Source organism: Pseudogracilibacillus auburnensis (assembly GCF_003201975.1).
Classification (GTDB): Bacteria; Bacillota; Bacilli; order Bacillales; family Amphibacillaceae; genus Pseudogracilibacillus; species Pseudogracilibacillus auburnensis.
Window position 1 is genome coordinate 203,065 of record NZ_QJJQ01000006.1, and the last position, 21,026, is coordinate 224,090.

General features: G+C 36.2%; 17 protein-coding genes and 1 pseudogene. All 18 read left to right on the forward strand.

The window, feature by feature from the left end; translation table 11 throughout:
• Positions 1–30 precede the first annotated feature (30 nt).
• On the forward strand, positions 31–1,290 hold the full coding sequence (locus tag DFR56_RS10265) for a Zn-dependent hydrolase (RefSeq protein WP_244916476.1): 1,260 nt from the start codon (positions 31–33) through the stop codon (positions 1,288–1,290).
• 249 nt (positions 1,291–1,539) lie between these two features.
• Positions 1,540–2,943, forward strand: a complete 1,404-nt coding sequence (locus tag DFR56_RS10270; RefSeq protein WP_110395348.1) for an APC family permease — start codon at positions 1,540–1,542, stop codon at positions 2,941–2,943.
• Between the two features lie 268 nt (positions 2,944–3,211).
• A complete protein-coding gene (locus DFR56_RS10275; RefSeq protein ID WP_110395349.1) occupies positions 3,212–4,588 on the forward strand; it encodes an aminotransferase family protein in 1,377 nt (458 codons plus the stop codon).
• 56 nt (positions 4,589–4,644) lie between these two features.
• A complete protein-coding gene (locus tag DFR56_RS10280) occupies positions 4,645–6,126 on the forward strand; it encodes an aldehyde dehydrogenase family protein (RefSeq protein WP_110395350.1) in 1,482 nt (493 codons plus the stop codon).
• Between the two features lie 133 nt (positions 6,127–6,259).
• Complete coding sequence (locus DFR56_RS10285) at positions 6,260–7,381, forward strand: class II histone deacetylase (protein ID WP_110395351.1); 1,122 nt, start codon at positions 6,260–6,262, stop codon at positions 7,379–7,381.
• 58 nt (positions 7,382–7,439) lie between these two features.
• Positions 7,440–8,813 (forward strand): purine-cytosine permease family protein, encoded by a 1,374-nt coding sequence (locus DFR56_RS10290; RefSeq protein ID WP_110395352.1) that lies wholly within the window; start codon positions 7,440–7,442, stop codon positions 8,811–8,813.
• Between the two features lie 589 nt (positions 8,814–9,402).
• Positions 9,403–10,581, forward strand: a complete 1,179-nt coding sequence (locus tag DFR56_RS10295; RefSeq protein WP_110395353.1) for an ABC transporter substrate-binding protein — start codon at positions 9,403–9,405, stop codon at positions 10,579–10,581.
• A 15-nt stretch (positions 10,582–10,596) separates the two neighbouring features.
• Positions 10,597–11,463: a branched-chain amino acid ABC transporter permease gene (locus DFR56_RS10300; protein ID WP_110395354.1), complete on the forward strand. Its 867-nt coding sequence runs from the start codon at positions 10,597–10,599 to the stop codon at positions 11,461–11,463.
• A gap of 12 nt (positions 11,464–11,475) precedes the next feature.
• Entirely contained in the window at positions 11,476–12,507 is a 1,032-nt protein-coding gene (locus DFR56_RS10305) for a branched-chain amino acid ABC transporter permease (protein ID WP_110395355.1), read from the forward strand.
• Complete coding sequence (locus tag DFR56_RS10310) at positions 12,500–13,288, forward strand: ABC transporter ATP-binding protein (RefSeq protein WP_110395356.1); 789 nt, start codon at positions 12,500–12,502, stop codon at positions 13,286–13,288. Before DFR56_RS10305 ends, DFR56_RS10310 begins: the two co-directional genes overlap by 8 nt.
• Complete coding sequence (locus DFR56_RS10315; protein WP_110395357.1) at positions 13,281–13,979, forward strand: ABC transporter ATP-binding protein; 699 nt, start codon at positions 13,281–13,283, stop codon at positions 13,977–13,979. Before DFR56_RS10310 ends, DFR56_RS10315 begins: the two co-directional genes overlap by 8 nt.
• Positions 13,980–14,087: 108 nt before the next feature.
• Positions 14,088–15,395, forward strand: coding sequence for a M20 family metallo-hydrolase (locus DFR56_RS10320; protein WP_110395358.1), 1,308 nt, complete (start codon positions 14,088–14,090; stop codon positions 15,393–15,395).
• 478 nt (positions 15,396–15,873) lie between these two features.
• A pseudogene (locus tag DFR56_RS10325) lies at positions 15,874–16,253 on the forward strand (Na-translocating system protein MpsC family protein).
• Positions 16,254–16,529: 276 nt separating this feature from the next.
• Positions 16,530–16,862 (forward strand): Rossmann-fold NAD(P)-binding domain-containing protein, encoded by a 333-nt coding sequence (locus DFR56_RS10330; RefSeq protein WP_110395359.1) that lies wholly within the window; start codon positions 16,530–16,532, stop codon positions 16,860–16,862.
• Complete coding sequence (locus tag DFR56_RS10335) at positions 16,859–17,176, forward strand: hypothetical protein (RefSeq protein ID WP_110395360.1); 318 nt, start codon at positions 16,859–16,861, stop codon at positions 17,174–17,176. The genes DFR56_RS10330 and DFR56_RS10335 overlap by 4 nt, the downstream gene beginning before the upstream one ends.
• An 892-nt stretch (positions 17,177–18,068) precedes the next feature.
• Positions 18,069–19,082: a TRAP transporter substrate-binding protein gene (locus tag DFR56_RS10340; protein ID WP_110395361.1), complete on the forward strand. Its 1,014-nt coding sequence runs from the start codon at positions 18,069–18,071 to the stop codon at positions 19,080–19,082.
• 148 nt (positions 19,083–19,230) lie between these two features.
• Positions 19,231–19,734: a TRAP transporter small permease gene (locus DFR56_RS10345; protein WP_110395362.1), complete on the forward strand. Its 504-nt coding sequence runs from the start codon at positions 19,231–19,233 to the stop codon at positions 19,732–19,734.
• Positions 19,731–21,011, forward strand: coding sequence for a TRAP transporter large permease (locus DFR56_RS10350; protein WP_110395363.1), 1,281 nt, complete (start codon positions 19,731–19,733; stop codon positions 21,009–21,011). Before DFR56_RS10345 ends, DFR56_RS10350 begins: the two co-directional genes overlap by 4 nt.
• Positions 21,012–21,026: the final 15 nt, after the last annotated feature.

Genomic DNA, 21,026 nt, shown 5'->3' on the forward strand with positions numbered 1-21,026 from the left:
ACTAGTTGTAGGAAGAGGGGGGCTTGTAAGGTGATCGAATATGAATGGAAGCAAATTAATAAGCGTCGGCTATTTGACGATTTGGATAAATATGCTTCGTATGGAAAAGATGAACGAGGTGGTATAACACGTCCGAGCTTCTCTAAAGCAGATATTGAGGTTCGCAAGATGTTTATTCAAGAATTAGAAGATTTAGGCCTGGAAGTTAAGGTGGATGGGATTGCAAATATTTGGGGTACATTAAAAGGCAATGGAAAAAAGAGTGGTGCTATTGTGATCGGCTCCCATTTGGATACCGTTCCAAATGGTGGGAAATATGATGGAGCACTTGGTGTACTTATTGCAAAAGAAGTAATTTGCTGCCTGAAGGAAAGGAATCTAACATTAGACCATGACATTGAGATTGTATCCTTTACAGCAGAAGAATCCAACGATTTTGGTTTATCTACATTAGGAAGTAGAACGTTTGTTGGAAAGCTAACAGAAGAGGATTTATTCGACGTAGCTGATTCATCAGGTCAGTTATTACGAGATGCATTAAAGGTGGTGGGTGGGGATTTAGAATCTATTAAGGAAATGGAGCAAATGAGGAAGGATAAAAAAGTTTTCATTGAAGTCCATATCGAGCAAGGACAACGGTTAGAAAATAAAAATATTTCTGTTGCAATAGTGAATAATTTAGTTGGAATGTACCGGTGTCATGTTTCTGTTATTGGTGAGTCGAATCATTCAGGTACAACGATGATGGAGGATAGAAATGATGCATTAACTGCTGCCTCAAAAATGATATCTGTAGTAGAAACAATCTGTAAGAGTGATGAAACGGACTTGGTAGGGACAGTAGGTAAGCTAGATGTCCATCCTAATGCGGTCAATATTATTCCTGGAAAAGTAGAATTCTTCTTCGAAATTCGGGGAGAAAGTCAATCTAGAATGGAAGAAGTCATTCAAGGAATTGAAAGGGAATGGAAAAGCATATTGAAGGATCGTGATGTAATCATTACAAAGAACGTCATCTTAGAACAAGTACCTATTCAATTAGATAATGAAATAGTAGCTGTTCTTGAAGATACAGCAAAACAAATAGATGAACCTTATTTAAAATTACCTAGTATGGCAATTCACGATGCAGCACATATGGCAGCTTCATCAAAGTCGGCTATGATCTTTGTAAAAAGTGTTGGTGGTAAAAGTCATTGTCCAGAAGAATACAGTGAGCCAAAAGATATTGATGCTGCGGCAAATTTACTTTTACAAGGTGTGCTGGAAATTGACAGAAGGTTTGATTAAAAAATGATTCAAAGTCTATGGGGCGAATGATTAAATATTTTGTTTCCTAGCGAAAATAGGACTGGATAATCTCAATTAAGGAACTAATACGGAAATGTCCTCAACTCAACAAATGTCTCAATCATTTGAAACTTTTATTCCTGTTAATTGAAAGCGTTTTACTGAAGGGGTTCATAGGTAAAGAAATGAGAATCCTCGATATTAATTAGGAATAAAGTGCTTAATAAAAAATCTATTAGGAGGTTGGTTATGGGAAAGCAATTAAGGAGAACCATGGGATTATGGGGAACAACCGCTACTGGAGTTGGTATTGTTGTAAGTTCGAGTGCATTAGTTTCATTAGGTCAAGGATTTGGAGCAGGTGGTAAGCCATTTGTTTTTGCGATGCTCGCAGCATTGATACTTATGGTATTTTCTTATATTTCATTTACTGAATTAGCAGGTATGATGCCCGTAGCTGGAGGAATTAATCATTATACCTTACCTGCAATGGGCCCCTTTGTTGGAATCATTTCAGTCATTAGTGGTTATTTTCTAGTAAGTATTTTTTCAGGAGCCGCGGAAGCTGCAATTGCTGGAATGATATTTACAGACGTTTTCGCTCCAGGATTAAATCCTATTATAGTAGCGGTAATTATCACAGTTATTATTGCTTCAGTTAATGTACTTGGAGTAAAAGCATATAGTTCTCTTCAGCTAGCATTGACAATCATCTTAATAGGCTCCACTGTTGTGTTGGGAATTTTAGGATTGTCCGGAATTGAACTTCCCGGTGAACCTATCGATTTTTCAATAAGTGTAGCTAGTGAAACTGGATTAGGTGTACTAGGTTTAACTGCACTTGCAATTTGGTTATTTATAGGTATTGAATTTATCACTCCTCTTGCAGAAGAAATTAAAAGACCAAACCTCACTATCCCTATAGCGATAGGTATAGGATTAGTTGTAATATTTATTGCCAATATATTATTTGGTTTCGCATCGATGAAATATGTACCGCTTGAAACTTTAGCCGGTTCAGCTTCTCCTCATGTTGTTTTTGCAACTGCAATGCTAGGGAAAACGGGTCAAGTGTGGATGGGGATCGTAGCAATTTTTGCCACTACAAGTACGATGAATACAATCATTGGGTCAGTTGCTCGTATGCTCTATGGAATGGGACAACGGGGACAGTTACCTAAATTTTTTGGTAAACTAAATAGATTTGGAGCCCCTTGGGTTGGCGTAGTGTTTTTAAGTTCATTATTTTTAATTTTTGTTATTTCTGGGACAGCTACTGGTGAAACAGTTGCAATCTTTATTTTAGCGGGTTGTTTCTGTTGGCTAGTGACCTATTGTATCGCTCATATAGATGTAATGATTTTACGTTTTAAATATCCGCAAGCTAAAAGAGGATTTAAGTCACCTTTTGGGATAACCATTCAACTATTAGGTCTAGTAGGGATGATTTATGTGATGCTTAATATGCATCCAGATGCCGCGGTAGCTAAGGAAATATATAAATATTCATTACTATTTTTAGCATTAACAGTACTTTATGCTGCATGCTGGGTAAAGTTTAAAATGAAAAAACCATTGTTTGAGACAGTTCCTTTAGAAGAACTAATAAATGACCCGAATAATAAAAAAGATGATAAAGAAAAAACTGCTTAAAGAGGACGTTCAAAAAGTCCAACAAAAATGACGCATCGAATTTCCGCGTTGGCTTGCTTTTCCGGTACTTACGTATGTAAAGGCATGCGCTTCGTTCCTCAAAGCTACGCCGCCTTGAACTTCTTGATCCTTTTTATCGGTCTTTTTGAACGCGCACTTAAATAGGATTAGTTGTTAATGAGTTAAACATCGCGTAATACTTTTGGTTTGTTAAGTTAACACCAATTAAATAATATGATTAATTTAAAATAAGGGAGAGAATTTATCCATGACTAATTTAACTGAAAATTCAACCGTAGAGCAATTAATAGAAGCTGACAAAAAACATTTTATTCATCCTACTACAGTGCCGAGAACATTTTTAGAAGAAGGACCAAAAATTATCTTCTCAGAGGGAGAAGGAGTTCGTGTTAAAGATATCCATGGAAAGTCATATATTGATGGAGTGTCGATGCTATGGAACGTTAACTTAGGATTTGGTCAAAAAGAACTTGCCGATGCCGCCCATGAACAATTAACGAAACTCGCATATTGTTCATCATTCTATGGTTATTCAAATGAATTAGCTGTTCGTTTATCTGAAAAAATTGCCAGCCTTGCACCAGGAGATTTAAATGCTGTATTTTTCACATCTGGTGGGTCAGAATCGAATGAAACCGCCTTTAAATTTGCTAGATTCTATTGGGATCTAAAAGGTCAATCGTCTAAGAAAAACATTATCTCATTAAAACGTGGATACCATGGTGCTACTATTTCAACAGGGTCAGCAACAGGTATCGTCGGATTTCATAATTTCTCTGGATCAAAAGATTCCGATATCATCCATGCAATGCCACATTTAGTAAATGCAGAAAAAGGGGATAAGAATGACCCGGATTATAAACATAGTATCCGACATATTATTGATACGAAAGGTGCTGACCAAATTGCAGCGGTAATTATGGAACCTATCCAAGGGGCTGGGGGAGTTCACGTTCCACCCGAAGGATATTTACAAGCTGTTAAGCAATTATGTGAAGATAATAATATTCTATTTATTGCTGATGAAGTAATTTGTGGTTTCGGTAGAACAGGTAAAATGTTCGGTGTGGATAATTGGGATGTCGTACCTGACATCATGTGTGTAGCAAAAGGTATTACGAGTGGATATGCTCAGCTAGGAGCTGTATTACTTACGCAAGAAGTAAGAGATACACTTGTTTCATATGACAACATTTTAGGTCATGGATTCACATATAGTGGGCACCCTACTGCATGTGCTGTAGGGTTAAAAACATTAGAATTTATTGAAAAAAATAATGTCTTAGATAATGTTAATAAAATGAATAGAGAATTACAAAAAGGATTCGACTATTTAGTTGAGCATCATCCACATGTTGCAAAAACGAGAGCAGTTGGACTACTCGCAGGTTTTGAATTGATGCAAGATAGAGATTCAAACACTCCATTTGCTCAATCGATTAGAGCCGCCCGTCATATCGTTGATCATAGTTTTGATAACGGCTTAATTTTACGAGCTGCTGACTTTGAAGAACAAGTAAATATTGTTGCTGTAGCACCGCCACTTATTGTAAACAAAGTAGAGATTGAAGAAATGATAAGTATTATTGATGATGCATTAACGTCATTTGAAAAAACTTTGTAAAACAAGAGGACGATACTTGTCCTCTTCCCTTAATACTACTAATTAGGAGGATCAATATGGAAGCGACTACAATAAAATTACAGCCAAAAGTGATGGAATTTTTAAAAGGTACAAAAAAGCTTTATATTAATGGGGAATTTGTAGATTCCGTGTCAGGAAAAACATTTGACACATTAAATCCAGCAACAGGAGACGTTTTAGCAAAAGTAAGTGAGGCGGATGGAACTGATATCGATCAAGCAGTAAAAGCAGCAAAGGTTGCATTTGAAGATGGACCTTGGTCTAGAATGAGTGCTGCCGAAAAAGCAAACTTAATGTTTAAACTAGCTGATTTAATTGAAAAAAACGCAGAAGAATTAGCACAAATTGAAACGTTAGATAATGGAAAACCAATTAATGAAGCACGTCTTATCGATATTCCTAATTGTATTGAGCAAACCCGTTATTTTGCCGGTTGGGTAACGAAAAATATGGGGCAAACAATACCTGTTAATTCATCCTTTTTTAATTACACGCGACATGAACCAGTCGGCGTAGTTGGAGCAATAGTACCTTGGAATTTTCCATTAATGATTGCACTTTGGAAAATCACCCCTGCTCTTGCTACTGGGTGTACTGTTGTATTAAAGCCAGCGGAGCAAACACCGCTTTCTGTACTTTATTTAGCAAAATTAATTGAGGAAGCTGGTTTCCCAGAAGGTGTAATTAACATAGTGCCTGGTAACGGTGAGACTGCGGGTAATGCGCTTGTAAATCATGTTGATGTAAATAAAATTGCATTTACTGGTTCCACAGAAGTAGGTAGACTAATCATGAAAAATGCAGCTGACACAATGAAACGTGTTTCTTTGGAACTTGGTGGGAAGTCGCCGAATATTGTGTTTCCTGATGCTGATATGTCTAAAGCTATACCAGGAGTTTTTACTGGAATCATGGCAAATCAAGGAGAAATTTGTAGTGCAGGTTCTAGGATCTATATTCATAAAGATGATTATGATCATGTCGTAGCTGATCTTGCTAGTTTTGCAAAAAAAGTAAAGCTTGGTACAGGTCTTTCAGAGAAAACGGAAATGGGACCACTTGTATCAAAGGAACAACAGGATCGTGTTGTAAGCTATATTAATATTGGTAAAGAAGAAGGGGCTGAATTATTATCTGGCGGAAATAGTACAGATAAAGGATACTTTGTTGAGCCAACCATTTTTGCGGATGTTAATGATAGTATGAGAGTTTGTCAAGAGGAGATCTTTGGCCCAGTCGTAGTCGCATTACCTTATAACGATGTTGACGAAGTGATTCGGCGTGCAAATAATTCGCCATATGGATTGGCTGCTGGAGTATGGACAGAAAACCTTAAAAATGCACATAATGTAGCTAATCGCCTAAAAGCCGGATCAGTATGGATAAATTGTTACAGTATGGTAAACCCTGCAACGCCATTCGGTGGATATAAACAGTCTGGTTTTGGAAGAGACATGGGTTCATATGCATTAGACAATTATACAGAGGTAAAAAATGTTTGGGTTAATTTAGACTAGTAATTTTAGTAGTTATATTATAGATAAATAGTTGCTCCCAGTTAGATAAAATCCAAAAACCTTTTGTATTATCGGGCTGGGAGATATGTTTATATCAACTTTAGTAACAATCTATTTCTCTGGAGGTTGCAACATGAAAACAGGTTACATTTATGATGAAAGTTATTTTTGGCATGATACTGGAAGTGGAACACTATACCTTCCATCTGGAGGATATTTAGAAACGGATGTATTTTCTGAACATCCATTAACTAAAAAACGTGTAAATAATTTGCTAGAAAGATGCGGGTTAATGTGGGAATTGGAAAGGATTCGTCCTCGTATGGCAACAAGAGAGCAAATTGAATTATTTCATCTACCAGAATATGTAGATAAAGTGAAACATCTTAGTGATACGACAGGTGGCGATGCTGGCGACCATGCAATCGTTGGAAAAGGTTCTTATGAAATTGCCTTACTATCTGCTGGTGGAGCATTAACAGCTGTAGACTCTGTTATGAACAAAGTTGTTGATAATGCGTATGCATTAACACGACCACCCGGTCATCATGCGGAAGCAGATATCGGTATAGGATTTTGCCTATTTAATAATGTTGTTATTGCCGCAAAATATGCAAAAGAAAAATATGGACTTAAGAAAATAATGATTCTTGACTGGGATGTGCATCATGGAAATGGAACGGAAAAAGCTTTTTATCATGACCCTGAAGTATTGTTTTTTTCGGTTCATCAAGACTTAAGTTTCCCGCCGGATACTGGGTATGTAACACATGTTGGAGAGGGTGCTGGTAGTGGATACAACGTCAATATTCCTTTACCTCCTGGTACAGGTGATGCAGGATATTTAAAAACATTTACATCCATTATTCGTCCAATAGTTGAGGAGTTTAAGCCAGAATTAATCATCGTTTCTGCAGGGCAAGATCCGAGTGCATTTGATCCTCTAGGAAGAATGCTCGTTTCAGCCAATGGTTTTGGAAAAATGACAAAAGTTATTAAGGATTTAGCAAATAAGTATTGTGAAGGAAAATTGGTTATGTGTCATGAAGGCGGTTACAGTAATGCATATGTCCCTTTCTGTACTTTACGAATTATTGAGGAGCTCTGTGAAAAGACAACGGATGTTGAGGATCCTTTCTCAGCAGGTTCAAACGGTTATCCCGATAAAGTATATTCTAACCAACGAGAAGCAATTGATAGTGTAATTGAAATCCAATCTAAATATTGGAACAATCTTAAAGCACCAACATGCTAATGTAACTGAAATAAATACTTTTTTAAAAAGGATCTATGGTCAAAAAGGGGATAAAGAAATGGATGAAAACTCAAATCGTATTGAACGAAAAAGTTATGAGTATATCACTTTAGATGAAAGAAAAGGAAATCCTAAAGAATTATTTTTTACTTGGTTTGCAGCTAGCACCGTATCAACAACATTAGTTACCGGAGCCATATCAATCATGATTGGATTAAATTTTTGGTGGGCAAGTGTATCAATGTTTCTAGGACATGCGATTGGGGCAACAATCATGGCTCTACATTCTGCTCAGGGTCCAAAATTAGGAATCCCACAACTATTGCAAAGTAGGGCACAGTTTGGTTTTTATGGAGTAATTTTACCAATGTTAATTGTGCTCACTATGTATTTTGGTTATGGATCTACAAATACAATATTAGTTGGTCAAGGAATGAATGAAGCATTTGGCGTTGATATTAATGTTACGGTCATGATTGCTATGATACCAATGGTTCTACTAGCGATATATGGTCAAGATATTATTCAGAAGTTTATGAAACTCTATACGATTGGATATACGTTGATCTTTTTAATACTAACCATATTAGTAATCAGTCAATTATCAATGGATATACTCAGCAAAGGAGAGTTCACATTCAGTACATTTCTCCTATCTACAGCAATATCGATAACTTGGCAGATTACTTATGGACCGTACGTGTCGGATCACTCAAGGTTTATGCGTCCAAGTGAAGCAAAAAAGACATTTATTTATTCTTATGCTGGCAGTTTTCTTAGTTCCGCTTGGTTAATGATTTTAGGCGCCGCGATTGCGACAATGGTTGTAAATGGAAACGTTATGGGGCAAATAAAGGCAATGGGGACGATTGGATACATTCTTGTTATCGTAATAACACTAGGCGTATTAGTGATAAATTCGCTAAACATTTATGGAGCTGGAATAATTACTTTGTCAATTGCAAGTAATTTTATTGAATTTAAAACATCGAGAAAAATGCGTATTATTACATCGGTGATTATTGGAGCTATTATCGTGCTTGCTTCAACTGCTGGTGCGGGAGACTTTATGAATTATTTTCAAATTTATTTAAGTTTTATCTTATTCTTTATTATTCCATGGAGTGTTATCAATTTAACAGACTTTTATATATTAAAACGAAATGATTATCCGCCAGAAGCATTCATGGAGAAAGATGGAATATTTGGAAAGTTAAATAGTAAGACATTAGTTGTTTATTTAGTAGCAATTACTTGTCAAGTACCATTTACAAATACCGGAATTTATCAAGGACCTGTTTCAAAGGCACTTGGTGGTATAGACTTAGCATGGGTTGTAGGAATTATCATCTCTTTTGGAGCCTATTACGGGTTAAATAAATTTATAAAAGCTGAAACAGAAGAGATAAAAAAAGAAGCACAAAAGGCATGAAGTTGCATTTAATTCAATCAATAATTGGTGTTTTCGTAGGTTGAATATTCAAATTATTGACAAGTATCGGAATAGATTATCAATCTATTAAGGATCTACTGAATAAACAGAAATTCCAGCTAAATTAATAGTTTGTACTCGTTTTTCTTGATATAAAGTGCAAGGTAATTTGAGGGGAGCTGAACGACAGCAAGGCAAAAATACCCTATGCATAAAGTCACTAGAACATGATGATTAAGTGTGCCACGTCCTTATGTCTTCGTCTGCACTAGTAGATCCTGTACGTCGAAAGACCCTGCGGGAAGTGGTTTTCGGGTTAAGTACGTGACGTCCTTGTCGCAACACCGGCACTAGCACGTCCTATGCGTCGAAGGCTGAAGCCGTACCTGCGGAAAGCATGTCACATTTCGCGGAAGACAACAGTAGAATGAAAAGCAATTTAGTTGTTCAGCAAACCCTAATTAGGAATTGATTAAGAAATGTCCTAAATAAAAAAGAAAGGAGATAAATGTTTTATTAACACGTAAAAGATTTTTGTAAGCTGCTCTAATGATAAGTAGTTAATAATAAACATGGGGGAGAATAATTGATGAAAAGGAAAAGAATTGGGAAACTAGTAAATTTCATTGTTTTCTTTAGTTTAGTCATTTTTTTGGTTGCTTGTTCAAATGTTGACTCGAAAACGTCATCTGATCATGACGATAAATCAACTGAATCATCAGGTGATTCGGACGTAATTAAGATAGGATTACAAGCTCCGATGACAGGTGATAATGCGCAGTATGGGGAAGAAATGAGAAATGGAATTGAACTAGCATTTACTAAAATCAATCATGATGGTGGTGTCAATGGGAAAAAACTTGAACTAGTTGTTGGAGACGATAAGGCAACTACTTCTGAAGCTGTAGCAGTGGTCAATAAAATGATTAATAACGATGGGGTAAGGGCAATCATGGGAGGGTATAACTCCTCGCCAACGATTGCCGCACAGGAAGTTTCAGGGCAAGCTGAAGTTATTCACTTACATATGGGTGCAAGTCCTGAACTATCAACAATTGAAAATGATTACTTATTTAGAAATTTGCTTACTGGCTCTACCTATGTACCAGCAGTGTTAGAGTATATGGCTAAAGAGGAAGGTATAGAGAAAGTTGTCTCTTTATACGAAAATACAGACTACGGTGTAACAATGCATAAAGCGGCGGAAGAAGCAGCTGGGTCTCTCGGTGTCGAATTTATTACTAATGAAACATATAATCCCGGTGATAAAAACTTTTCTTCTCAATTAACAAAAATAAAAAATTTAGATCCCGATGCTGTCATGATTGTTGGTCTATACAATGAAGTTGCTTTGATTTCCCAACAAGCAAAACAAGCTGGATTAGATGTACAGTTTTTCTCACCTGATGACTCTATGTATTCAGAGCAATTACTTCTTTTAGGTGGAGACACGGTAGAAGGTCATATTTTTGCTTCAATGCTAAATTTAGAAATGGAATCTGAAGAAATGAATGAATTTAAAAAGTTAGCAGAAGAAAATAACGTACCCGTAGAAGCTTTAACTGCCATTGCTTATGATGGCGCTATTGCTTTAGCGAAAGCATTTGAAGAGGGTGGCGATTCAAATGAAGCAGTTCGTGATGCCCTAGCTACTATTGATTTAACCGGAGTAACAGGTCCAATCAAATTTGATGAAAATGGTGATCGATCATATCCACCATTAATTATGCAAGTTCAAGATGATGAGTTTATTGTCATACAAAATTAAAAGTAGGTGAAATTGATGATTGTTGACCAACTTATTAATGGGATTGTACTAGGTAGTGTTTATGCTTTAATGGCTATCGGTTATACGATGGTTTGGAATGTATTACGTTTTATTAATTTTGCACATGGCGAGGTATATATGGGTGGGGCATTTGTTGCCCTTTATCTCGCTTTACTAGATATGCCGCTTTGGTTAGCTTATGTAGGTGGTGTAGTGGCCGGTGCACTACTTGGATATTTAATGGAAAAAGTCGTTTATAAACATATGCGAACAGCCCCAAAGCTAAACCTTCTCATTGCAGCAATTGGAATAGCGATTTTATTGCAAAACGTAGCTCAATTTGTTTTTGGTGCATCACCTGAACGATTGCATTCACCGTTTTTAACTGAAAGTGTTTTGATTGGAGGAGTGTTAATTAATCAGCATTATGTATTTATTATCATTATCGCAATAATTGTAATGGCTCTTTTAGAAATCTTCATTAATCGTACATTAATGGGGAAAGCTGTACAGGCAGCAGCCCAAAACATTCATGCAACTGAATTAATGGGAATAAATGCGAACAAGGTAATTTCTATCACATTCGCGGTTGGTTCCGCTGTTGGAGCTATAGCAGGTATTTTAGTAGGTCCCATATTTCTCGTTTATCCAACGATGGGTGTTTTCGCTGGATTAAAAGGATTTACGGCATCTGTAATGGGAGGAATGGGGAATATACCTGGAGCTTTAGTTGCTGGGTTAATGCTCGGTATTGTCGAAAGCTTCGCAACAGGTTTTATCTCTTCTGGTTACCGGGATGCAGTGGCAATGGTTATATTATTAGTGATTTTATTAGTGAGACCTCAAGGAATATTCGGAAAGATTGTTCAAGAAAAAGTTTAAAGGGGGAGAAAAATGAAGAAAATGAAAGAGTTAGGTTACAGTAAAATGGGCTTAATTATTGGAGGAATTGTATTATTTTTTCTACCCTTCTTGATTACTAATCCATATTTCATTTATGTCGTTAACTTAATTCTAATCTACATAATTTTAACTTTAGGATTAGATTTACTTGTCGGATATACGGGGCAAGTTTCCTTAGGTCATGCAGGGTTATTTGGAATTGGTGCTTATTCTACGGCGTTGTTTTCAACCAAACTAGATTACTCGTTTTGGGTAACTTTACCGCTAGCGACGATCATTACAACGATGATTGGATTTGTAGTTGGATTTATTGGATTAAAACTAGTGGAAGAATATTTAGTTATGGCCACATTAGCTTTTGGAACTATTTTATGGTTAGTCTTTTTGAATTGGTCGGATTTAACCGGTGGGCCGATGGGGGTTTCAGCCATACCAGCTCCACCTACTATTCGAATTGGTAGTATATTGGAATATGGATTTAATAAATATATCGATTATTATCCGCTGTTTGTTGCTTTTGTGTTGTTATCGATATTTGTTACAAGATTAATCATCAGATCTGGATTTGGTCGTGCTTGTACAGCTATTCGAGATGACGAACTTGCTGCTCAAGCAATGGGGATTCCAGTGTTTAAAACAAAAGTTGTGATGTTCACCATCTCTAGTGCGTATTGCGGTGTTGCAGGTGCTTTATATGCTCATTTTCTTCATGTTGTAAGTCCAGAGACATTTGCATTTGCAATGTCTGTTACGATATTAACAATGGTCATGATTGGTGGGCAAGGGTCTATTATTGGTGCAATTCTTGGAGCGACACTATTAACCGTCACTTCGGAGGCGTTACGTTCCACTCCCGAATTAAGAATGATGATTTATGGATTGCTGATCATTCTTGTCATGATGTTCTTTCCTAGAGGAATTATGGGTCTAATGCATTTGTTTAAGGAAAAATTTATTAAAAATAAAACGGTCAATACGGTTGTAAACAGCGAAGTGAAGAAAGAAGGGTTACGTTATGAATAATGTGAACTCTGATGGAATTCTAACAATCAAAAATTTATCAAAATCATTCGGTGGTATAAAAGCTGTAAATGACTTATCATTTTCAATTACAGAAGGTCATATACATGCGGTTATAGGGCCAAATGGAGCTGGAAAGAGCACCGTATTCAACCTGATTACAGGAGTATTTATGCCTGATAACGGAGAAGTTCGGTTTAAAAATAGAAATATTACATCAATGAGAACGGACCATGTTGCAAAGGCCGGTATTTCCCGAACTTTTCAAAATATACGACTGTTTCCGGAAATGACTGTATTTGAAACGGTGTTAATGGGCACCTATTTAATCACAGGTGGAAAAGTTTTTCCAGCATTATTTTTAACTAAAAATTTTCGAAATAATGAAAAAGCAGCAAAGGAGAGGGTCGAGGAAATTTTACATTTTGTTGGTTTATGGGATATGCGTGATGAGTATGCTGCAAAACTGTCATACGGTAATCAAAGAAGGGTTGAAATTGCTAGAGCTTTAGCGATGAATCCACAGTTGTTATTACTTGATGAACCAACAGCTGGTATGAATCCACAAGAAACAAAAGAATTGATGGATTTATTTTCGTTAGTAAATAAACAAGGAATCACCATTTTGATTATTGCCCATGATATGAATTTAGTGAACGTATTATCCGATCAAATAACGGTCATAAATTTTGGAGAAAAGCTTGCAGAGGGGCCACCTAAAATGATTCATAATCATCCAGCTGTTATCGAAGCATATATGGGGAGGGCAGAGGCAAATGCTTAATATTAAAAATCTGGCTACATATTACGGTCAAATATGTGCATTAGAAAAGATTAATATTAATGTGAAGGAAGGTGAAGCAGTTTCCGTTATCGGGGCAAATGGAGCCGGAAAAAGTACACTTTTAAAGAGCATTATGGGGGAAGTCAGACCAAGGAATGGAACGATTACATTGGACGGGAAGCCGATTAATAACACGAGAACATATAAGCTAGTTGGAAGGGGAATGACACTCGTTCCAGAGGGAAGACAAGTATTTCCTTACTTATCGGTTTGGGATAATCTATTATTGGGGGGATATACATTATCTTTAAAAGAACGTAATAATATGGCTGAAGAGTCTTCTGCTCCCTTTCCCATTTTGCGAGAAAGAAAAAATCAAATGGCAGGACTTCTCTCAGGTGGGGAACAACAAATGTTAGCCATTGCCCGAGCTATGATGACAAAACCTAAAATACTGTTACTTGATGAACCGTCAATGGGGCTTTCCCCAAAATTAGTTTATGAAGTCTATGAAAAGATTGATGAGCTCCATCAAAATGGAACAACCATATTATTGGTGGATCAAAATGCAGAAATGGCAATTAACTTTTGTGATCGTGCATACGTATTAATGGCAGGGCGCTTAGTGTCTGAAGGGACAAAAGAGGAATTAATGAATAGCAAAGTTGTTCAAGCTTCCTACTTAGGTTAATGAATTTATGTAAAAATAGGAACGTTACTAATAAACTTTTAAACTAGTTAGATGATTGCAATACTCATTTAACTAGTTTAATGTTTTATCAGAGGTGAGGTGATTTTGATGCACATACAAAAAGCAGTTCAAGTCATACAACAAGACCTTATTAGTTGGAGAAGAGACTTCCATAAACATGCAGAGGTTGGATTTTTAGAAATGAGAACTGCCTCTATAGTGGCATCTTATTTAGAAAAATTAGGATATGTTGTAAAAGTTGGAGAAGAGGTAATGAAAAAGGATGCATGCATGGGTCTTCCAAGTGAAGAAACATTGAAGACTCATCGGGAGTGGGCATTAAAAAATGGTGCAGATAAGCAATGGATTGACAAAATGAACGAAGGATTAACCGGAGTTGTCGGGATAGTAGAAACTGGAAGACCGGGACCTGTAATAGCCTATAGAGTTGATATGGATGCTTTAAACATTCAAGAAGACCTGACGGCAAATCATCGACCATTCAATGAAGGATTTGCATCCGTTAACAAGCATATGATGCATGCCTGTGGTCATGATGGACATACTGCTATCGGACTTGGTTTGTCTACTTTATTAATGGATAATAAAGAGTTACTATGTGGAACAATTAAGTTAATCTTCCAACCTGCTGAAGAGGGAACACGGGGGGCTAAGTCAATGGTTGAAAAGGGAATCGTTGATGATGTTGACTTCTTTATTGCTACACATATAGGATTGGGCATTCCCTTAGGTGAGATTGTTACTGGACAAAATGGTTTCTTAGCTACGACGAAAATAAATGCTTCATTTAAGGGGAAAGCTGCTCATGCAGGTAGTAGTCCAGAAATAGGAAAAAATGCATTAATGGCAGCTGCTACTGCAGTTCTAGGTTTACATAGTATACCCCGTCATAGTAAAGGTAACTCTCGAGTAAATGTTGGTTTTTTACAAGGTGGAAGTGGGAGAAATATTATACCGTCACAAGCAACAATGCAAATTGAAACGAGGGGAGAAACAACCGAGATTAATGATTATATGTATAAAAAGGCAACTTCAATAGTAAGAGGTGCTGCCGAAATGTATGATACTAATGTAATCGTAGATGTGGTTGGTTCTGCGCCGAGTGGAAGTACAAGTCCCGTCCTAGTTGAATTACTTACAAATGTAGCTGAAAAGTCACCCTATGTACAAAAGGTATCTAATGATAATGATGATTCAATAGGATCAGAGGATGCAACGTATTTTATGAACCATGTACAGTCTCATGGCGGGTTGGCAACTTACACTGTGATAGGGACAAAGTTATCAGCAGGTCATCATAATGAGAAGTTTGATTTTGACGAAGAAGTTCTATCTACTGCTGTTGATGTCTTATTTCGTTCTGCATTGAAGCTTGTAAATCTTGAAATAATGTAGGTATGTGATAAGTGGTATTTGAATAATGCTATGGGGAAAAGCTACATTTGATAAATCAGCTCAATCTGTTAGAACAACAATGAAAATTTTATTTAATAAGCGGAATATATGAGGAACGTTAGGTTACATAATGATATACGTCGAGCTTTGTTACTAGCAAGACAATAAGATGTAAGTTCCACTAACATCAGTAAAGAACCGTATTAAGATGACAGTATACGTATTTGTTGCAGTTTTGGGCATCGTTTTGCTTACTTTTTAAATAGAGCCATCATACGTATAGTGATAGCAGTCTAATGAATTAGTATTACTTGAATTGTATTGTGAGTAAGAAAATAATTAACTTTTGAACTATTCATTATTGACAATACAATGTAAAAATGGTAAATTGTGAATATAAACATTATTTGTTATGTCTATTTATAATCAAATATAACTTTGCAGAAGGTTTTAAATATTAGCTTTGTGGGTGAGCTGTATGAATGAAAGTTTGCCAAAGCTTGAACAGCAATTTGCCAATTTAATTCGTGCTTATCGTAAGAGCAAGATTGGAAAGGGTCCTGAAAAAATTAAAGTTACTTTTATTCGCAATTGGGTAATTGCTCATATGAGTGGATGCCTAGCCCAGTAGAAAAATTTATCACCCAATCTGAGGAAGGACGAAAGATGATTTGGCAAGCGCGAACCCGGATGATTAAAGATTTGTATAGTCAGTTAGCTCCAACAGATATGGAAGAACTAGTCGGGGCTAAGTTTGTGAAACTGTTTACCGATGTTGATTTAGATAAGGACGAAGTAGTTTCTATTTTCGTCTTCGAACGATCGATTGATGGAACAAATGAACGCTTTTCCATATGATTAGGCGGATGGTATATGGTACATATGTGCTTAGTAACTAACCACCAACATTTTGGATAAGAATCAGTATGATGCTGATTTTTGTCGAAAATGTGGTGGTTTTTTATTTGCAAAAAAAAAGTATAAAACTTTCTTACCTATAACGTATGCTAAGTTTTCTAATCAAAATATATTTGATGGGCGGTGATTCTATACACAGACTCAAATGGAAACGAAACATTAGGAAAGAGTGTTGTCCGTGTTCTTCTAAAAATCTAACAAAATGGAGGAATAAAAATGAAAATTGTAGCTGTTTTACCGCCAGTAGATGAGTTGATGGAACCATCCCCTAATTATTTGTTCAATGTAGAAAAGGCGTATAACTTATATGATTATTTTAAGGACAAAGACCATGAATTTGTCGTTGTAAGTGATACCGATGAATCGTTAGAACCTCATTTAGAAGATATGTCGGTCATCATATGTAGCCCTTTTTATCCGTTTTACTTGACTGAAGATAGGGTCCAACGTTCACCAAATCTTAAGTTAGCAATAACAGCGGGAGTAGGTTCAGATCATTTTGATTTAGAGGCATGTGCTGCTAGGAATATTACGGTAGTCGAAGTATGATTGGTCTTCTTCTCTTATTTTTCTTTTTCTTATTTTTAGGTATTGGTGTAGGGTTATTCGTAAAAACAGTTGGGATGATGACTGCATACTTAATGCCCATCCTTTTCTTATTTGGATTTACGCCAATGATAGAATTTTTAAATCTTGAACAAGGTAGAGTTATGCTAAAGATAACGAATATGTTTCCAGTACCGCAACTTATTCAAATGGCTGATACAGGTTCATGGACTTCAATTGGAATTGTGTTTATTTGGTTTATAGGATCTGTTTTATTTGCTTATATTTGTTTTATGAGAACGAGGAAAGACGTTTAACAGTGGTAGAAGAAAGGTTTCATCAATATGAAAGAGATATTAAAAGGTGGTATTCTTTTTAGCTGTAGGGTTATTAATTGGCTATGTAATCATGCACTTCCTATTTTTAAATAGGGAGGAAGAATGTTCTAATAGGTGGTTGTTTTCTTGATCATTTAAATGGTATGGTTTTTCATGTGTTTTCATTAAGAGATAGACATGGACAGCCATACCTTAATTTATCCCCGCGGCGGCACTTGTCTCCTGCCAATAAGTGCCGCAAAATAAGTGCGACTAAGGTTCAGTTAGAGAAATGAAGCAAACTCAGAACTAGGGCGCCCTGGGACTGCGTTTTCGCTCGTCCCACTGAAAACGTTTGGCTAGCACGTCCTGTGCGTAGAAACTCCATATTTTTTTATTTTGATAGATAATTAACATCAATAAGTCTAAACTCTCTATTTCCTTCTTTTTTCCATTCTTTATTCTTAGTGAGCGAATCTCGCAAGGGATATTAAATCACAATGGCATAGCTATGTTAGGCTTTATTCTTCATAGAGATAAACTCCCCTATAGATAAAACCTATAAATATATAAAAAAAAGGTATTTGTTATTTAATAAAACGTTACCTATAATTGAAAATACAGAACTAGCATAGATATATTTTTGAAGTACTTTTCCACATCATAGTAAACAGAAAGGCAAAAGGGGGTCTTTAGCAATAATTTTTGTCCGCTGTGAAAGCGCTTTAAAAAATGTGTTGCAAAAGAAAAAAATGTATCGTTTTATTAAATAATTTGTAAGCGATTAATTTTGGAGCCGTTAAATTATTCCTGTATCGATCTTACAATTATTTGAGGAAAAGTGTAGCTCAATTAAATAAAAAACGAAGGAACAATATTGGGAGGAAATAAAATGAGAAAATTAATTGGAATATTCGCAATTTTTACATTACTAATCGTTGCCGCTTGTGGAGATTCAGATGCAAGTAGTAAAAGTGCGGAAAGTAGTTCTACAGATGAACCATACACGATAACTATTTCTAACTCAGTTGAAGAGGATTCAGCACTGCATGAAGGATTAATGAAGTTTAAAGAAGTTGCTGAGGAAAAATCAGATGGTCGATTACAAGTGGAAGTATTTTCAAACGCTGAGCTCTATTCATCTGAAAGAGAAGCGATTGAAGCAGTACAGGCTGGTAATATAGAAGCAGCTAGTCCAGCCACAGCACCACTGGCAAATTTTGCTGAAGAATTCATGGTGCTCGATCTCTTATTTTTATTCGATGATGTAGATGAAGCTAATGCTGCTTTAGACGGCGAATTAGGGGATAAGTTAAATGAGAGTTTGGAAACTGTTCAGTTAAAAGGTTTAGGTTGGGGTAGTGCTGGGATGACGCAACTAACAAATAATGCTCAACCAATTGAAGGAATGGAAGATTTTGATGGCCTAAAAATTAGAACAATGGAAAATAATATCCATTTAGATAGCTTAAGTGAATTGGGTGCAAACCCGCAACCTTATGCTTTTGGGGAATTATATTCCGCCTTACAGCAAAATATTTTTGACGGAATGCAGACAACAGGTCAGCTAATTGAAAGCTCAAAAGTATTTGAGGTACAGAAGTATATGACGATTATGGATCATTCTTTTACGGCAGAGGCTTTGATCATGAACAAAGATTTTTATGAGTCTTTACCTGAGGAATTACAAGCAGTACTTGATGAAGCTGGCGCAGCATTTACAGAACATGAAAGACAAGTTTCTAAAGAACGTGACGAGAAAGCGATCGAGTTTTTAAAAGAAAACTTGGAAGTAAATGTACTTTCTGATGAAGCGAAAGCTGAAATTATTGAAGCATTACAACCTGTTTATGAAAAATATGAAGCAGAAATTGGACAGGAACTCGTCGATCTAGCTAGACAATAGTGTTAAACATAGTATCTCTTATCATAATCAGATAAGGATGGACAATAAATAAATAGTAATAAAAATCCCGATTGCTATTTCCTGTAAATAACGATCGGGTTTACTTACTTCATAGACGATGGAAAATTAATTACGGGAGGATGAAAATGTGAAAATACTTAACCTTATAAGGAAACTTGAGGAGATTTTATTAGTATCTTCCATGGTTATTATTTTAGCTTTAATATTTAGTCAAGCATTGTTTCGATATTTTTTGGGCAGTGGTCTCATTTGGGGAGAAGAATTAGCTAGATATATTCATGTAGCTCAAGTTTGGCTTGGTGCTAGTTTAGCGATCAAAACCGGAGGACATATCCGAGTTACTTTTCTACGGGATATGTTCGGTGAAAAATTGAAAAAGTACATTGATTTATTGGCAACGATCTTATTTTTTATTTTTGCTCTCTTTATTGCAATAAAAGGCACGGACTTTATCCTTCAATTAATGAATACAGGACAAAAAGCTCCCTCTATGGGAATTTTAATGGCCATTCCATATACGGTAATTCCGATTGGAGGATTTCTCATGGCTCTTCGGTTGATTCAACAATTTAGATCCATTTTGAAGGGTGATTTAGTGGAAGATGACGGGTTAGAAGGGGTGAAAGAATGACAATTGCAATCTTATTTATAAGCTTTTTTGTCCTTATGTTAATCGGTGTTCCTATTGCTATTTCTTTGGGAGCGTCAACCTTATTTACGATGATTTTTGCAACTAAACTACCGTTGGGATCTATTGTTCAACAAGCTTTTACATCTCTTGATTCTTTTTCATTATTAGCAATACCACTATTTATTTTAGCTGGCGTATTGATGGGGCAAGGTGGAGTCTCCAAACGGTTATTAAGACTTGCTGAAGTATTAGTAGGGTATTTAGTAGGGGGGCTTGCTATCGGTACAGTGCTGGCAAGTATGTTCTTTGCTGCAATTTCGGGTTCAGGACCAGCGACGGTAGCTGCGATCGGTTCCTTTATGATTCCATCCATGGCTCAGAAAGGATATCGCACAGATTTTGCAGCAGCTGTTACAGCAACAGCCGGATCAATCGGTGTCATTTTACCGCCAAGTATACCGTTTATTATGTTTGGAATTATCGGAGGAGTATCGATTGGTTCACTATTCCTTGCTGGTATCATTCCAGGAATTTTAGTTGGAATAGCCCTTATGATTGTCTCTTATGGGATTGCGAAAAAAGAAGGTTTTCCGACAGAAGGAAAATTCCCGACTTTTATGGACGTATTGAAAGCAATTAATTATGCAAAATGGGCATTGTTAATCCCAGTAGTCATTTTAGGTGGAATATACAGTGGATTGTTTTCTCCGACAGAGTCAGCAGCAGTAGCTTGTATTTATTCACTAATTATCGGACTTTTTGTTTATAAAGAATTAACATTTAAAAAATTGTATGATGTTTTTTTAGAAGCGACATTGATGAATATCCCAGTAGTTATCATTATCAGTTTTTCCATTTCGTTTGCTTATTTACTTAGTATTGAAAGAATCCCAGGTACAATCGCACAGTTTATTACTGGAATATCAGATAATATGATCATTACGATGATCTTAATTAGTCTTTTTTTACTTGTTGTTGGGATGTTTATCGATACGATTTCATCTGTCGTTATCCTCACACCGATTTTACTACCAGTTGCTCAAGCGGTGGGCATCGATCCAATTCACTTTGGGGTCATTATGGTATGTAACTTAGCGGTTGGATATGTGACACCACCTTTAGGTGTAAACTTATTTGTCGCATCGCATATTAGCAAAGTTTCGGTGGAACGGATATCACGAGCACTTATTCCATTTGTGATAGCAATGGTTGTGACGATTATTATTATCATCTTAATCCCGCAATTATCTACTTTTATACCGAGTTTAAGTAATTAGAATTAAGAGGAGCTG

Excerpts from the sequence above, each read along its gene's own strand:
- DFR56_RS10270 (WP_110395348.1), top strand. The coding sequence starts at position 1,540 with ATGGGAAAGCAATTAAGGAGAACCATGGGATTATGGGGAACAACCGCT.
- DFR56_RS10275 (WP_110395349.1), top strand. The coding sequence starts at position 3,212 with ATGACTAATTTAACTGAAAATTCAACCGTAGAGCAATTAATAGAAGCT.
- DFR56_RS10280 (WP_110395350.1), top strand. The coding sequence starts at position 4,645 with ATGGAAGCGACTACAATAAAATTACAGCCAAAAGTGATGGAATTTTTA.
- DFR56_RS10285 (WP_110395351.1), top strand. The coding sequence starts at position 6,260 with ATGAAAACAGGTTACATTTATGATGAAAGTTATTTTTGGCATGATACT.
- DFR56_RS10290 (WP_110395352.1), top strand. The coding sequence starts at position 7,440 with ATGGATGAAAACTCAAATCGTATTGAACGAAAAAGTTATGAGTATATC.
- DFR56_RS10295 (WP_110395353.1), top strand. The coding sequence starts at position 9,403 with ATGAAAAGGAAAAGAATTGGGAAACTAGTAAATTTCATTGTTTTCTTT.
- DFR56_RS10300 (WP_110395354.1), top strand. The coding sequence starts at position 10,597 with ATGATTGTTGACCAACTTATTAATGGGATTGTACTAGGTAGTGTTTAT.
- DFR56_RS10305 (WP_110395355.1), top strand. The coding sequence starts at position 11,476 with ATGAAGAAAATGAAAGAGTTAGGTTACAGTAAAATGGGCTTAATTATT.
- DFR56_RS10310 (WP_110395356.1), top strand. The coding sequence starts at position 12,500 with ATGAATAATGTGAACTCTGATGGAATTCTAACAATCAAAAATTTATCA.
- DFR56_RS10315 (WP_110395357.1), top strand. The coding sequence starts at position 13,281 with ATGCTTAATATTAAAAATCTGGCTACATATTACGGTCAAATATGTGCA.
- DFR56_RS10320 (WP_110395358.1), top strand. The coding sequence starts at position 14,088 with ATGCACATACAAAAAGCAGTTCAAGTCATACAACAAGACCTTATTAGT.
- DFR56_RS10330 (WP_110395359.1), top strand. The coding sequence starts at position 16,530 with ATGAAAATTGTAGCTGTTTTACCGCCAGTAGATGAGTTGATGGAACCA.
- DFR56_RS10335 (WP_110395360.1), top strand. The coding sequence starts at position 16,859 with ATGATTGGTCTTCTTCTCTTATTTTTCTTTTTCTTATTTTTAGGTATT.
- DFR56_RS10340 (WP_110395361.1), top strand. The coding sequence starts at position 18,069 with ATGAGAAAATTAATTGGAATATTCGCAATTTTTACATTACTAATCGTT.
- DFR56_RS10350 (WP_110395363.1), top strand. The coding sequence starts at position 19,731 with ATGACAATTGCAATCTTATTTATAAGCTTTTTTGTCCTTATGTTAATC.